Annotated in this window: 13 protein-coding genes; 2 read left to right on the top strand and 11 right to left on the bottom strand. The window is 67.2% G+C overall.

Annotated elements, in window-relative coordinates; all coding sequences use genetic code 11:
• Window positions 1–170: 170 nt before the first annotated feature.
• From FM104_RS15860 to FM104_RS16860, 10 genes are all read right to left on the bottom strand, one after another.
• Window positions 171–1532, bottom strand: a complete 1362-nt coding sequence (locus FM104_RS15860; protein WP_143738480.1) for a hypothetical protein — start codon at window positions 1530–1532, stop codon at window positions 171–173.
• A gap of 176 nt (window positions 1533–1708) precedes the next feature.
• Entirely contained in the window at window positions 1709–2197 is a 489-nt protein-coding gene (locus FM104_RS15850) for a hypothetical protein (RefSeq protein ID WP_087133167.1), read from the bottom strand.
• 110 nt (window positions 2198–2307) lie between these two features.
• The gene (locus FM104_RS15845) at window positions 2308–3126 is read right to left on the bottom strand and encodes a helix-turn-helix domain-containing protein (protein WP_143738478.1); all 819 of its coding nucleotides are present in this window, start codon (window positions 3124–3126) and stop codon (window positions 2308–2310) included.
• Between the two features lie 45 nt (window positions 3127–3171).
• A complete protein-coding gene (locus FM104_RS15840) occupies window positions 3172–3402 on the bottom strand; it encodes a hypothetical protein (protein WP_087053538.1) in 231 nt (76 codons plus the stop codon).
• Window positions 3403–3412: 10 nt separating this feature from the next.
• Entirely contained in the window at window positions 3413–4882 is a 1470-nt protein-coding gene (locus FM104_RS15835; RefSeq protein ID WP_087133165.1) for an ATP-binding cassette domain-containing protein, read from the bottom strand.
• Window positions 4879–5637: an energy-coupling factor transporter transmembrane component T gene (locus FM104_RS15830; protein ID WP_256971705.1), complete on the bottom strand. Its 759-nt coding sequence runs from the start codon at window positions 5635–5637 to the stop codon at window positions 4879–4881. The genes FM104_RS15835 and FM104_RS15830 overlap by 4 nt, the downstream gene beginning before the upstream one ends.
• On the bottom strand, window positions 5630–6259 hold the full coding sequence (locus tag FM104_RS15825) for an MptD family putative ECF transporter S component (protein ID WP_087053541.1): 630 nt from the start codon (window positions 6257–6259) through the stop codon (window positions 5630–5632). Before FM104_RS15825 ends, FM104_RS15830 begins: the two co-directional genes overlap by 8 nt.
• The gene (locus tag FM104_RS15820; RefSeq protein ID WP_087053542.1) at window positions 6256–6900 is read right to left on the bottom strand and encodes an MptD family putative ECF transporter S component; all 645 of its coding nucleotides are present in this window, start codon (window positions 6898–6900) and stop codon (window positions 6256–6258) included. The genes FM104_RS15825 and FM104_RS15820 overlap by 4 nt, the downstream gene beginning before the upstream one ends.
• 28 nt (window positions 6901–6928) lie before the next feature.
• Complete coding sequence (locus tag FM104_RS15815; protein ID WP_249268442.1) at window positions 6929–8665, bottom strand: ABC transporter ATP-binding protein; 1737 nt, start codon at window positions 8663–8665, stop codon at window positions 6929–6931.
• Window positions 8662–10440 (bottom strand): ABC transporter ATP-binding protein, encoded by a 1779-nt coding sequence (locus tag FM104_RS16860; RefSeq protein WP_087133163.1) that lies wholly within the window; start codon window positions 10438–10440, stop codon window positions 8662–8664. Before FM104_RS16860 ends, FM104_RS15815 begins: the two co-directional genes overlap by 4 nt.
• 131 nt (window positions 10441–10571) lie before the next feature.
• Between FM104_RS16860 and FM104_RS15805 the strand changes: the two genes are divergently transcribed.
• The gene (locus FM104_RS15805) at window positions 10572–11273 is read left to right on the top strand and encodes a TetR/AcrR family transcriptional regulator (RefSeq protein ID WP_087053544.1); all 702 of its coding nucleotides are present in this window, start codon (window positions 10572–10574) and stop codon (window positions 11271–11273) included.
• A gap of 446 nt (window positions 11274–11719) precedes the next feature.
• Here FM104_RS15805 and FM104_RS15800 read toward each other — a convergent pair whose 3' ends face one another.
• On the bottom strand, window positions 11720–12307 hold the full coding sequence (locus FM104_RS15800; RefSeq protein ID WP_086991803.1) for a helix-turn-helix domain-containing protein: 588 nt from the start codon (window positions 12305–12307) through the stop codon (window positions 11720–11722).
• A gap of 106 nt (window positions 12308–12413) precedes the next feature.
• Here FM104_RS15800 and FM104_RS15795 point away from each other — a divergent pair, with 106 nt between their 5' ends.
• On the top strand, window positions 12414–13811 hold the full coding sequence (locus tag FM104_RS15795) for an MFS transporter (protein ID WP_218778596.1): 1398 nt from the start codon (window positions 12414–12416) through the stop codon (window positions 13809–13811).
• Window positions 13812–13954: the final 143 nt, after the last annotated feature.

Raw genomic sequence — 13954 nt, 5'->3', positions numbered from 1 at the left:
GCCTGCAGAATCTCCGCTCATGAGCATTCCCTCTTTGAACCTCAACCCCTACCCGAACCTCAGCGCTTACCGCGAGTGTTCCCGGGCAAGATGCGCCGTTTCGTCAAGAACCTGCGCCAAATCGTCAAACACACCCACCCCCGCCTCCGCCGTTCAGCGTCGCCCTTCTGCTATAGGCTCCGACCCGGACCACGGCCCGGCGTCGGTGGTTCTGGCCCGTCCGGGTCGGTGTCCAGGTGCTGTTCCCGTTCGGCGAGCAGCTCGCTCAGCAGCGCCCCACGTTCAAGGGACGTCAGCGCCTGCGCGGGCGGGCGAATGTCCCCCGGAGCGGCACCAGTGCGGCCGGTGGCGAGAACCGCGGTATTGATCCGATCGAGGACCATCGCCGGGTCGTGCTGTTCGGTGTCCTGCTCCAGGATGCGGGCGATCTTGTTCACCACGGCACTGTCATGCTCGGTGGGTGGGAACGCTGCTGAGGCCGTCACCTCATCGCCGACCGGGACCCGGCCCACGACGAGACGGAACTGGCCCTCGCCATCGATGCCGGTGGCGTCGTAGACGCCAGGGATGATCCACGAATGCGCCTCCGAGGCAGGCCCCTCATAGATCGGCATACCGACAGGGTCATCCGGGTCAGGGACGGTCACATCGGGGTCGGCGGCGAACAACATCGCCGACAGTTCCTCCCGCTGCGCCCGGTCCAGCAACGCCTTGCCATCCCCGGCCTTCTCCCGCTCCACGAGCACCCGCAGGGTCTGCAGGGCGATCAGATCCGAAGGCACCCACTCACGATGAAACCGCTCCGGAAGAAACCCCGTCCGCGGACCACCCTCCGCCACCAGTGCCTGCAGGGCGTGTTCGCGGCGCAGCGCGGTCGCGGTGAACTCGGACCGCCACTGGCCGTGGTCGGACCGGAACCGCAGATCCTCATACTCGCCCTCGAACGACGGAGCGACCGTGACGAGATAGTCATCCTTCACCGGCTCCACGGGAAGCTGCTCCCGCTCCAGCAGATCCACAAGGCCGTCGCGGACCTGTTCGGTCCGCTCCAACCTTTCCAACGTGTCCGGGAGACGGGAGGCCTGCACCGCAAGCGACAAACACTCGTCACGCCATTGCTCATGCGCTCCCTCAAACCCATCGAAGTCAGACGTGCCGTCTGGGAATCGGAAGTCGCTGGCGACCGGTTCAGGTGGGAACATCTCCGCCACGATCTCCGGGATCCCCGTCCCCTCGAACGGCTCCCACCCCAGCGACGGCGCCACCGATGCAGACGCTGAACGGCTGGGAGCGGGTGCGGGAGCCCAGGAGCGGATGTGCGGGACGTCATCGCCGAAGTCCTCCCCGAACACCCGGTCGCCGTCAGGGCGGAGCTGGCCTGGAGGACCAGCGAGATCCTCGATCAGCACCTCGCCAACCATGTGGTCGGCCTCAGCCTGGGAGCGGGCGAGGACATCGAACTCAACCACCACCCGATGTGGGCGGGGCGGCTCAGGCGAATACCCCAACGGCGGGATCGTGATGTCGGACATGATCAAAAACTCCATTCACAGTCGGATAGGCGGAAGACGCACAGCACAAACGCTCAGGTGTCGCAGGCGGTGCTGTTCCAGAGGTACGCACAGGAACTCGTCGAGATCGAGGCGTGCTGGTGATGTCGCGTCGATCCGTCAAGAAGATGCGGCGATACGTCAACCACGGATCCGGTTCAGCGTCCGAGGTGACGTCCAGCCGACCGGCCAGCGACGGTACTCGGTGACGGGTCCGGGGCGAGGGCCTCTTCGCGTTCCTGCCGAGCGTGCTGCAGGTACCGGTTCACGACCGTGTGGTTCGTTCCGTCCGCACCACCAGTCGTAGGTACCCGGTGGAACGAGTACGCCGGGTACGGCGTAGCCTCCCGCAACACTTCCATCCAGGCATCCACCTCCTCGGGCAGTACCCAGTCCTGCGGTGGTGGATTCGACTGAAGGAACTCCGTCGCCCCGGTATACGCTTCGGAGTCTTCGAGCATCTCGTGGATCGTGACCGCGACCGTCCGCGCCAACGCGACTGGGCTCCGGTCCACGATCACCGTCGGCTCCACCTCCGGGTCATCGGTCCAGACGATCACCCCGAGAAACTGAGAGGCGCCCGTGGGCTCGAACTCGCATCGGTGATTGAGCGCATCGATGCTTCGTGGGGTTGGTTCGGCATCCATCAGGTTCCTTCCGTGACAGGAGCTCCGCGCGGTTTGCGCACTTGTCAGGTAGGAACCGCCACCGACGAGTGAATCCACGGCTTGGAGGAACAATGTGCGAAGCGGCGACGTCATGGATGTGTCTGGGGGCGGTGAGTCCGCCGGTACTGCAGTGGGGATACGCCGTGGGTGTGGCGGAAAGCGCGTGACGCGTGGCTCGCCTGCGCCCATCCCACGCGCTGCGCGACCGCCTCTACCGGATCGCTGCTGGTTAGGAGAAGTCCGGCCATCCGTCTCGCCCGTTCCTTGCGAAGGAACTCAGCCGGGCCCATGCCCAGATGTTCCCGGAACAGCCGGGAAATCTGTGAGGTGGACATGGACACCGCTTCTGCGAGAGTTGAGATGCTCCACGGCTCTTCGAGCCGTTCCAGCAGCAGTGTTATAGCCCGGCGCAGCACCGCGTGTTCAGGGGTACGGGAGCCGTTGTGCCGGGCCAGAACGTCCAGGAATTCCGCGACATGGGCGAGTCTGTGGAACGACGGCTCAACACGCATCTGCCCATCAAGCAGCGTCCGAAACGTAGCGTCCAGATGGGGCAGGGTCGCTGCGGGTAGCTCGATCACCAGGGGCGGGAATGAGCAATTATCCGCGGGCGTCCATAGAGCAGTCCCACCGAGATCTGGGATCCAGCGCATCTGCTGCTGAAGGTACTCGGTGTCGATATACGCAGTTGTGGTGACGACCAGACCAGCGGGTTCGCCCGCGTACCACTGTCCAGAAGGCAAGAGGACAACATCGCCTTGATGCAGCACGAGCTCTCCGGTCTCATGTCTGAGCGTCGTGGAGCCGGAGTTGACCAGCATCACCTTCGTCACATCATGCGCGATGCGACCGGTCGCAGTGGAATGGACTGCATGCCGCACCAACAGCGGGAAACGGGCAGCCTGCAAGCTCTCCTCACGTGATATCCGTGTGATCCCATGCACGATGATCCGTCACCTGGTGGGCAATCGTCGCAGAGGTCGGGGAAGAGCCCATTCCAAGTCTTTCTGCTTGGTGACTCCGATCTGCCATTCGGCGAGCCCGACCTCGCGTGACAGCGGCGCGATGCTCGGGTTGAGGGTCATCGGCCCGAGGTAGATGAGCAGCACCGCCGCGAGCAGCAGCGGGATTTGCGGGCGAGGCGCGGTCGTCTCGGGCGCGGGTGTCCGGATGGGCTCGATCATGCTGCCTCCTTCATCGGTTCCTGCCAGCATGGACGGACGCGAGCTGCCGTTCCGAGGCGGGTGGGGTCAAGGTGAGCTGCCGGTCGGCGGCCAGGGCGAGCAGGTCGTCGTCGTGACTGATGAGCAGCACCACCGCCCCGGCGGTGGCGACCTGGCGGATTTGATCGCAGATCGACTGGAGGTGACGGCGGTCGACGCCCGAGCTGGGTTCGTCGAAGATCACGATGCGGCGGCCAGCGACGCGGACGCCCGCGACGACGAGGCGCTGCTGCTGTCCGCCGGACAGCGACAGCGGGTGCCGCTCGGCCAGATGGTCGAGGTCGAGTGCGGCGAGTACGGCGGCCGGGTCGGGAGCGGTCGGGGCGTCTACCGCGGCGAGGTCGATCTCCGCCTGCACGCTGTCGGTGAACAGCTGACGTTGCACGTCCTGCATCACGATGGTACTCACGCGCTGTCTCGCGCGCCTGTTCAGCACTCTCCCGTCGAGCCGAATGGTGCTGGCGGATTTCTGCAGGCCGGAGATGATGCGTGCGAGGGTGGATTTTCCCGCGCCGTTGACGCCGCGGATCGCGGTCACCTCTCCGGCTGCGAAGGAGACGCGCTCGAGGTCGAGAACCATGCGTCCACCGAGCTGGCAGCGAATGCCGGCCAACAGCAGCGTCCCGCTCGGAGCGTTCCCTACCTGCGTCGGCTCGACCGCGCTGCGGCCGGCCGCGGGCAGGACAGGCAGCTCGGGTAAGCGGACCTCCCCGCGGAGTCCCTCCTTGGCGAGCAGTTCGTCGGGGACGGCGCGGAACTGCGCGGCGGTCCATTCGATGTCGACGGCGCCGTCGCGCATGACCACGACCCGGTCGATCAGGTCCTGCAGGTAGCGCACTCGGTGCTCGGCGATGACGATCGTGACGCCCTGGGCTTTGAGCTCGGCGAGGGTCGCGGTGAGCCGGTGCACGGCGTCGGCGGAGAGGTTGGAGCTGGGTTCATCGAGCAGCAGGATGCGCGGGTCGTGGGCGGCGGCGGCGGCGATCGCGACTTGCTGTTGCTGCCCGCCGGAGAGGTGCTGCAGGCGCTGTTCGATCGGAACCCGCTCCGCGAGGTCGGCGATGGTCGCCTCGACGCACGCTCGGATCTCGTCGCGGGGGAAGCCGAAGTTCTCCATCGCGAAGGCTGTCTCCTCGCGGGCGTTGTCGGTGAAGAACTGGCGTCGTGGGTGCTGGAGCACGGTGCCGGTGACGAGGCCGAGGGCATCGAGCTCGACGTCGGTGGTGACCATCCCCTCGACAGTGACGGTCCCGCTGAGGATCCCATCATCGTGGAACTGTGGCACGAGGCCGTTCATTAGCCGCAAAGCCGTCGACTTGCCGGAGCCCGACGCCCCGCACAGCACGACGAACTCACCGGGTGCGATCCGCAGGTCGAGGTCGCGCAGCGCCGGGGCTTCCGCGTGCGGATAGGTCCAGGAAACGCCCGCTATCTCGATCATGCGATCACCATCGTGAGGGGGTTCGGCAGGAGCAGGCTCGCGGCCGCGAGAACGGTCAATGCGAGGAGCAGCACAAGGTCGAGCCAGCCCAACCGGGGTGGATCGAGGGAGACGGGGACGCGGCGTGAGCCGAGCCCGCGCAGGATCGCCGAGGCGGAGAGGTCCTCGCTGGCGCGCAGGCTCGCGGCGATCATCGGGACGGTGAAGCGTTCGATACCGAGGATCGGATGCCGGGCAAGGTCCATCGTGCCCGCCAGTCCGCGCAGGCGCATGGCATCGAGGACCGCGGCGGATTCCGCGGCGACAACCGGGAAGAACCGGAGCATCACGGCGAGCGTGACGGAGATCGCTCGGGGCACATGCCAGGCCCTCAGCGCAGCGCTGAGCTGGGTCGGCGAGGTGGTGGCGATGAGGTGGGCGCCGACGCCGAACGCGGCGATGAAGCGGATGAGGTACCCGCAGCCGATGGCAACGACGGTCACAACGGGGTTCGCCCAGACCAGCGGCAGAACCCAGCCGAGCACGTACATGACGACCGCCGCGACAGGGACGAGCAGGGCACGTGACCAGGCGCGCTCCGTCACCGCGAGCACGGTGGCCAGCACGATGCTTGCCGGCACGAACACCAGCCCACCGGGACTCATCACGGCGAGACTGACGAGCAGCACGAGCAGGATCTTGCTGCGTGGGTCGAGCCCCCGTCGCCCAGCAACACCGCGGCGGGCGGTGCCGACGGTGGCGGCGAGGTCAGGCAAGGCCGGCGCGGACAAAGTGCTTGCGCAGAACGGCGGAGCCGAGCAGGCCGCCGAGGAACCCGGCGACGGCGACCGCGACCGCCAGGACGCCGAGCACGGGCAGCGTGGTCAGCGCATCGGCGCCGGCGACGTACTCGTCGCCCATCCTGGTGAAGCTCGGACTGGTCAGGTAGCCTTCGCGATCGAAGACGAGCGGCAGGAACGGGGTGAAGAAGCTCAGGGCGAAGATCGTGTACGCCCAGATCGCCGCCCATCGCGAACGATAACCCCCGCCCCAGAGCACGACCTCTGCGAGGACCGCGAGCACGATGATCCCGATCGAGCTGAAGACCGTATTGCCGGTCAGCAGGTAGAACAGCGCGACCACGACGCCGAGCAGCGTCACCATCCCCGCGTGCCTGACCCGCGTGACGAACAGCATGAACACGATCCCGTTCACGAGCACCGACACGGGCACGACCGCGAGCCAGACCAGAGGTGAGACGATGCCGAGCATCCCGATCGCGTAGGTGACGACGATCATCAGGACGGCGAACATCGCGACGTTCACCAGGTCGCGCGCGCTGAACCGCAACGAGAGTCGAGGCCGGGCTGACCCGGGCGGCAGAGCTGTGTCGGTCATGCGAGTCCCGCCTTCACGAAGTGCTTGCGCAGCACCGCGGCTCCGAGCAGGCCCCCCAGGAAGCCGAAGACAATCCCGGCGACCCACACGCCGAGCACGACTGGCCCGGTCAGGACCGCTTCCATCTGCGTCGCGTACTCGCTGCCCATCGACTGGCTGGCCTGCTGCGAGATGTATGCGGCGGGGTCCAGGAAGAACGGAATCCAGGGACCGATCATCCATGCCGAGAAGGTCGTGTAGGTCCAGATCGCGGCCCACTTGGAGCGGTACTGTCCGGCGTACATCACGAGCTCGCCGATCAGGGAAAAGGCGACGATGACGAGGGCGCTCTGCCACGGGTGTCCCCATCCCATCGAGGCGAGGCCGAAGACGATCCCGAAGAGGGTGACCATGCCGCCGTGTCGCACGCGGCTGAGGAACAGCATGTAGGGGATGCCAGCGACCAGCGGGGCGAGGGGCAGGGTGACGACCATCACGAGCGGGCTGATGATGCCGAGCATTGCGACGGCGAAGATCACCACGATGTAGATCACGGCGAAGATCGCGACGTTGAGGAAATCGCGGGCCTTGAACGTCAGCGAGAAGGGCTGGCGTTCAGCCGTGGCTGCGGCGGTCCGGTGTGGGGCGGTGGTGTCGGACATGGGGTGTTCCTTCCTGTGCTCGGGTGGTTCAGTCGTGGTGGGTGAGCTTCCAGCCCGCGGCCTCGACGCGCTCGCGCCAGTACCGGGCATAGGCGCCGCCCGCCGCGAGCAGTTCGGCGTGGCTGCCGGACTCGCGGATGCCGCCCTCGCCGTCGAGCATGATGATCCGGTCGGAGGTCATGATGGTCTGCAGTCGGTGGGCGACGACGACGAGCGTGCGGTCGGCCCGGATATTGTCAATGGCCTCGCCGACGACGATCTCGTTGCCGATGTCGAGCGCGCTGGTGGCCTCGTCGAGCAGCACGACGGGTGCGTCCTTGAGGAGAGCTCGGGCGATCGAGACCCGCTGGCGTTCCCCGCCGGACAGGTTCGAGCCACCCTCCCCGACGCGCGCGTCCCATCCGCTGGGGAGGCGTGCGACGATCTCATCGACTCGGGCGCGTGTGGCGGCGGCGATCACCTCCTCGCGGGACAGGTCGGGATTGCCGATCCAGACGTTGTTAAGGATCGTGTCGTCGAACAGGTAGACATCCTGGAAGACCGGGGCCACAGCGCGTTCGATCACGTCCGTGCCTAGCTCAGGCACGGGCACACCGCCGATGAGCACCGTCCCCACCTCCGGGTCGTAGAAGCGCGCGATGAGCTTGGTGATCGTGGTCTTACCGGAGCCGGACGGGCCGACGATCGCGGTCATCCCTCCGGCTGGGGCGGTGAAGGACAGATCTCGCAGTACGGGGTCACCGCCGTAGCCGAAGGTGACACCCTGGAACTCGATGCCGAAGTCGGTAGGCGTCGCCGGATGCTCGGGCTCGGGCAGTCTGGGGACGGCGGCGAGCTCGTCGAGCCGGTCGATCGTGGTCTTCGCCACGGCGACGCCGCCGCCGAGGTCGCCCGCGGCGACGATCGGCTCGTTGAACCGCACCCCGAGCACGAGGAGCGCGATCAGGATCGCGATGTCGACGGTTCCGCCGATGGCGAGGAACGCGCCGACGATCAACAGCACCGTGACCGATAGCTGGACGAGTCCCGCGAACAGAGCGATAGCCGAGCCCCCGGTCATCAGCAGACCCCGGTACTGGTTATGCTGGTCTTCCAGCGCCTGGTCGACGAGCCGATCGGCGATCGAGCCTTCGCCTGCGGTGCGGAGGGCGGGCTGGGCGCGGGCGAACTCGACGACCCGGTTGGAGGCTTCGGCGACCGCGACCGAGTGGGCCTTGTCGCCGCGGCCGATGCGTCGACTGAGCCAGCGGTAGCCGATCACGATGATCGGCACCATCACCGTCATCGCCAGAGCGAGCCGCCAGTCGAAGAAGTACATGCCGACCAGGACGGTGCCAGGGGCGATGAACCCGGCGAGGATCTGCCGCAGGATCGCGTAGGGCATGGTCGAAACGAACATCGCGCCCTGCGTCGCCAGGCCCGTGATCAGTCCGGTCCGGTCGGTGGAGAACCAGGCCACCGGCAGCGACACCACGCTATCGCCGAGCCGCTCCAGCAGCGAGTCGAGCACCGCGGTCGATGCTTCCATCCCGATCTGGGATGCGAACCAGGAAGCGGCGACATAGCCCGCGGCCGTCCCGCCGACGGCGATAAGCCATCCCCAGGAGGCGTCGAGGTCGCCGACGAACAGCGAGCGCAGCAGCGGCACGAGCAGCAGGAACGCGATGCCCTGCAGCACCGCGGCGACCACGACGAAGCTCAACTCCGCGATCACCAGACGCCGGGCGCGGGGCGAGCAGTAGTGCAGCAGACGACCGATCATCATGCGCCCGCTCCTTCCGGTAGAGAGCGGGCATGGTTGGCCTGGTAGTCGGCCCACATCTTCGCGAACCGGTCCCCGCTTGCGACGAGCTCGGGATGCGTGCCCCGCTCGATGATGCGGCCGCCGTCGAGCACGAGAATCTGATCGGCTGCGACGATCGTGTGCAGACGATGGGCGATCACGAGCACGGTACGGTCGGCGGCGAGGATGCTGAGCGCCTTCTGGATCGCCGCCTCCGAGTCGGGGTCGGCGAACGCGGTCGCCTCGTCGAGCACGAGGACCGGCGCATCGGCTAGCAGCGCGCGGGCGATCGTGACCCGTTGGGCCTCACCGCCGGAGAGGTTCGCATCCTCGCCCACCACGGCGTCGTAGCCCCGCTCGAATCGCAGGATGCGGTCGTGGATCTGGGCCGCGCGGGCAGCGTCCTCGACTTCGGCGTCGGTCGCGTCGGGCCGGGTGAGACGGATGTTGTCGCGTAGGCTCGCGCGCAGCAGCTGCACATCCTGGAACACGAAAGCGACCTGACGGTACAGCTCGCCCGACGCTATCTGACGCACGTCCGCTCCGCCGATCTCAACCGCACCGGCATCCACGTCGTAGAAGCGGGGAACGAGCTTCGCCAGCGTCGACTTCCCCGACCCCGACGCGCCGACGAGGGCCGTCACGGTGCCAGGAGAGCAGGACGCCGCGATCTCGTGGAGCACGCGCTGCTCGCCGTCGTAGCTGAACGACGCATGCTGGAAGTCGACAGAACCGCCCTTCGGCGTCTGCGGAGAGTCCGATTGGGCGACGGAAGGGAGGGCGAAGAACGCGCCGAGCGACTGCTGCGCCTTCGTCGCGTTGCGCAGGAACTGCCCCGAAGCCCCAAGCTTCATCAGCGGTGCGGTGAGCCCGAGCCCGAGGAGGAGGCCCGGGAGCACATCGACCGGGGCGGCTCCGCCGTTCGCGACGAGCCAGACCGCGGCGGTCAGCAGCCAGGCGAGCACGACGATCGGCGAGGCGAGCAGTTCCACAACCGTGAAGAGGACAGCCGTCTCACGGGTCCACTCACCGACGAACCTCGAGTACTCCCCCGTCGCATCACGATAGCGGCGATGGCTGCGCCCGACCTGCCCGAACCGCTTGACCACGGCGATGCCCTGCACGAACTCGACGGTCGCGCCGGACAGGGCCTGCGTCGCCTGGTCGTACTGCACGTACTTCTCACCGGCTCCCCGCATCATCAACGGGTACAGGAGGAAGATCAACACGAGCGGCACGAGCGCCGCAAGCGCCATCCGCCAGTCCACAACGAAGAGATAGACCAGGCTGAGAAGCGGCACCGTGATCGCGGTCAGGACGTCCTGGATCGAGTGCGCGACAAGCTGGTGCAACGCTACGACGTCGTTCTCCACCAGCTTGCGCACCGAACCCGAGCTGCGCCGATCAAACCAGCCCAGTGAAAGCCGCTGCAGGTGGCGGACGATCCTCCGGCGCAACGAGTGCTGCAATTCGGCATCCGCGAAATGACCGACCAGGCCGGACACAAACGCCGCACCGACGCTCACAACCAGCGCGATCACGGCGACGACCACGATCACCCAGACCCGACCCGCATCGACCGGCGCCCCGTCGATCGCCGGGAGCAGCACGCGAGCCAACTCGACGATCGCTATGAACGGCACCACGCTGCTGGCCGCGCCAAGGACCGCCAGCACGATGATCCCCGCCAGACTGCCCCGCACCGGCACGAAGAACGAACCCTCTGCCGAAATTGCCTCGCTCTGTGCCACGCTCATCGTGTCCCTTCCATCGCGCTATTGAGAACGATTATCACATACTAGTATGAACAGTGTTCTAATCTCATAGAGACTATAGGTAAGGCAAGGCTTACCTCAATAGGTTGGCTAGTCAAGGAGCAACGGTGACCATGACGGACCCCGCACGGTTCCATGTCGGTCTCACCCCCGAGCGGGTAATCGACGCCGCGGTCGAGCTGACGCGCGAGTCGCACCTGATGAGCTGGTCGATTCGCGACCTCGCCGGCCGTCTCGGCGTCGCTGCCTCGGTGATCTACCACCACGTCGGCGGAAAGGACTTGCTCTGCCGCCAAGTCGTCGAGCGCATGCTCGGCCAGGTCGAACCGCCGGACGCGAGCTTGCCCTGGCAGGAATGGTTCCGCGCGCTCCTGTACTCAGCCGGTCCTCGTGCCGCGGAGTATCCAGGCTCGGCCAAATGGATGCTCATGCATGGACCGACGCTGCCCGCAGCGCTGCCCGTTCTCGAGGCCGGTATGGCAATCCTGCATCGCGCCGGCTTCGGGAGCCGTGCGGACCTCGCCTACGCACTACTGCTCAACAACGCCATGCTCACGGTGTCGATGAGCGACGACCGCCTCCAGCACGAGGGGGACGGCCCGCGGGACCACGCCACGATGATGGCCGAGTTCCGCCAGATCCCCACCGCATCCGCCGAAGTCCGCGCGATGGGCCAAGAGTTCATCCGGCCGTTCGCAGAAGGCGGGGAGAACGCCGCCCTCATGCGCTGGGACTACTACCGCTTCGCCGTAGACACCACGATCGCTGGCCTCGACGCTACTCTCCGATCCACAGACGCCGCGGCGAGGGAATAGCGCCGTCGCGGGCCAGGTCTTCCGCGGGAGCAATGCTGCCTCGACGCCCAACACAGCCGGACGCCCCCCTCCCCCGCACGCGGGGCCCTGGGCAAAGACCCGCGCCGCCGTAGGCCTTTAAAACGGCGACTCCATTGCTAGGGTCAGAAATTGCAGGTGGTATCCACCACTTGGCCCTGAGCGGTACTGATCCGGAGGCCGTCCCACCCGATCAGCGCCCCGTTCAGGGGCAGAACCACGACCCGGCGCTGGCCCCGCCCGGTATCCACCGGGAACATGGAGACAGACGCCCACGCTGAACGCGTCGGCGATCACCGTCTCCGCACGGTTCGAGAAGCCACTCATGAAAACCGCCGGACCTCACACACCATTCAACGGACAGACCCCGCGGCCACGGACAGGGGCGAGAGCTCCTATCCCCATCGTGTCGGCTTGGGGCGTTGCGGTCATGCTTCTTGGTGGTCGAGTCGGGAGATGGCGCGGTGGCCGTGGGGGCCGAACAGGTGCAAGATCTCTGCGGCGGTGTCGTTTGCAGGGCCGAACCAGTGCGGCACGGCGGCGTCGAACTCCGCGGTCTCTCCCGGATGCAGCTCGAGTTCGTCGTCGCCCACGATCAGTCGGAGTGTGCCGGCGAGGACGTAGAGCCAGGCGTGGCCCTCGTGTGAGACGAGGTGGGGTGTGCGTGGTCCGACGACGTGTTTGAACGCCTGCACCCGTGTCGGGTAGCGGGTCAGGGGCACGACGATGCCACCGCGGGAATGACGATGGGGCTCCAGGTGCACTCTCGGGTCGCCCGTTGCCGGTGCGGCGACGAGTTGATCCAGTGCCACCTGGTAGGTGCGTGCGAGCGGTATGAGCACGTCGAGTGTGGGTTGACGGCGACCGGTCTCCACCCGCGACAGGATACTGATGGACAGTCCCGAGGCGTCCGCCGCCTCGGCGAGTGTCAGTTCTCGGGACTGCCGGAGCGCGCGCAGGCGCGGCCCGATCGCGTCGAGGATCGCGGCAACATCCGCACCGGGAGTCGTTTCCACTCTCCTAGTTTTGCAGATTCCGCAAACCTACTAGGGGGTAGTGCTCGCGCCGCTGGAGGATCGACGAAGACAAATTCGTCACCAGAGTGAAGGGCGTGGTGCTGCTGTGGTTGAGACCATCGTGGACGAAGCTCCCGGTTTGAGCGTGCGGCGCCGGTGGCTGGTGTTGGTGATCTGCGCGTCGGCGTTGTTCCTGGTAGGGCTGGACGCCACGATCGTGACGGTCGGGCTCTCGCACATCGGTGCGGGCCTGGGTGCGGAGCCGGGCAGCTTGTCGTGGGTGGTCGATGCGTACACGGTCGTGTTCGCGAGCCTGTTGATCACCTCCGGTGCGCTGGCCGACCGGTTCGGGCGACGCCGGGTCTTCCAGACCGGGCTCGTGGTCTTCGGGGCAGCGTCGCTGCTGTGCGCGGCAGCCGGGGACCTCCCGGTCCTGATCGCCGGCCGGGCGCTCCAGGGGATCGGGGCGTCGATGCTCTCCCCGGTGGCGCTCGCGATCGTGGTCAATGCGATGCCCGACCCGAAAGAGCGCGCCCAGGCGATCGGGGTGTGGGGAGCGATGTTCGGGCTGAGCATGGCCGCAGGCCCGGTGGTGGGGGGTGCGCTGATCACCGCGTTCGACTGGCGGGCCGTGTTCTGGGTCAACGCCCCCGTCGTCCTCCTCGCGCTCGTGCTCGTCGCCGCCCTGGTGCCGGAATCGCGTGGGCGACGCATCCGCCGTATCGATCTTCCGGGGCAGCTCCTTCTCATCGTCGTGCTGGGGCTTGCCGTGGCGTTGCTGATCGAAGCGCCCGGACTCGGCTGGACCTCTCCGGTCGTGCTCGCCGGCTTCGGGGTGCTGGCGGTGCTGGTCTGGGTGTTCGTCTGGGTGGAGTCGCGGCGGCGCGAGCCGCTCATCGATCCCGGCCTGTTCCGGGTGCCCAGTTTCACCGGGGCGATCCTCGGGGCCGTCGCGGTGTTCGTCGCGTTCAGCATGACCCTGCTGATGACCACCCTGTTCCTCCAAGACGCGCAGGGGTGGGCACCTCTCGCGGCAGGAGCCGCGACCCTGCCGATGGCCTTCGGCGCGACCGTCTTCGCACCCGTGTCCGGATTCCTGGTCGGCAGAACCGGCCCCCAGCTCCCGCTGCTGCTCGCCGGCACGCTCATCCTGGCCGGCGGACTCTGCCTCATCACCCTCACCGGCGGGATGAACGTGCCCGCGCTGCTCATGGCGTACCTGTTGATCGGCACCGGTATCGGGTTCGCGAACGCGCCTATCACGAATACCGCCGTCAGCGGCCTGCCACCCGAACGCGCCGGAGTCGCCGGAGGCACCGCCTCCACCGCCCGGCAACTGGGCACCGCGATCGGCATCGCCCTCGCCGGAACCCTCATCGCGGGCGTATCACCCGACCGATTCGCCGCAGCAAGCCTCCCCGGGTGGATCATCATCACCGCCTGCGGCGGACTGCTCCTCGCGGTAGGAACCCTCACCCGGCACCGGGAGGCGGCACCAGCGTAGGGGCGTCCGCGAGCTGCTTCTCACCGGCGAACTCCGCGGTCGCAGGATCGATCTTCGTGATGAACCGGTCAGCATTCGTTTCGATCAGCCCCGTCGTTCATCAGTGCGGCCCGCGCGCACCGAGGAACGAGTGGCGTCTGACC

This window comes from Microbacterium esteraromaticum, from assembly GCF_900163815.1.
GTDB classification, from domain to species: domain Bacteria; phylum Actinomycetota; class Actinomycetes; order Actinomycetales; family Microbacteriaceae; genus Microbacterium; species Microbacterium esteraromaticum_B.
The sequence above is the reverse complement of the archived record's forward strand: the minus strand, read 5'-3'. Positions and strand labels throughout refer to the sequence as shown.

What these genes read in the sequence shown, in the direction of transcription:
- FM104_RS15860 (WP_143738480.1), bottom strand. Translation starts at nt 1,532, where the DNA reads ATGTCCGACATCACGATCCCGCCGTTGGGGTATTCGCCTGAGCCGCCC.
- FM104_RS15850 (WP_087133167.1), bottom strand. Translation starts at nt 2,197, where the DNA reads ATGGATGCCGAACCAACCCCACGAAGCATCGATGCGCTCAATCACCGA.
- FM104_RS15840 (WP_087053538.1), bottom strand. Translation starts at nt 3,402, where the DNA reads ATGATCGAGCCCATCCGGACACCCGCGCCCGAGACGACCGCGCCTCGC.
- FM104_RS15835 (WP_087133165.1), bottom strand. Translation starts at nt 4,882, where the DNA reads ATGATCGAGATAGCGGGCGTTTCCTGGACCTATCCGCACGCGGAAGCC.
- FM104_RS15825 (WP_087053541.1), bottom strand. Translation starts at nt 6,259, where the DNA reads ATGACCGACACAGCTCTGCCGCCCGGGTCAGCCCGGCCTCGACTCTCG.
- FM104_RS15820 (WP_087053542.1), bottom strand. Translation starts at nt 6,900, where the DNA reads ATGTCCGACACCACCGCCCCACACCGGACCGCCGCAGCCACGGCTGAA.
- FM104_RS15815 (WP_249268442.1), bottom strand. Translation starts at nt 8,665, where the DNA reads ATGATGATCGGTCGTCTGCTGCACTACTGCTCGCCCCGCGCCCGGCGT.
- FM104_RS16860 (WP_087133163.1), bottom strand. Translation starts at nt 10,440, where the DNA reads ATGAGCGTGGCACAGAGCGAGGCAATTTCGGCAGAGGGTTCGTTCTTC.
- FM104_RS15805 (WP_087053544.1), top strand. Translation starts at nt 10,572, where the DNA reads ATGACGGACCCCGCACGGTTCCATGTCGGTCTCACCCCCGAGCGGGTA.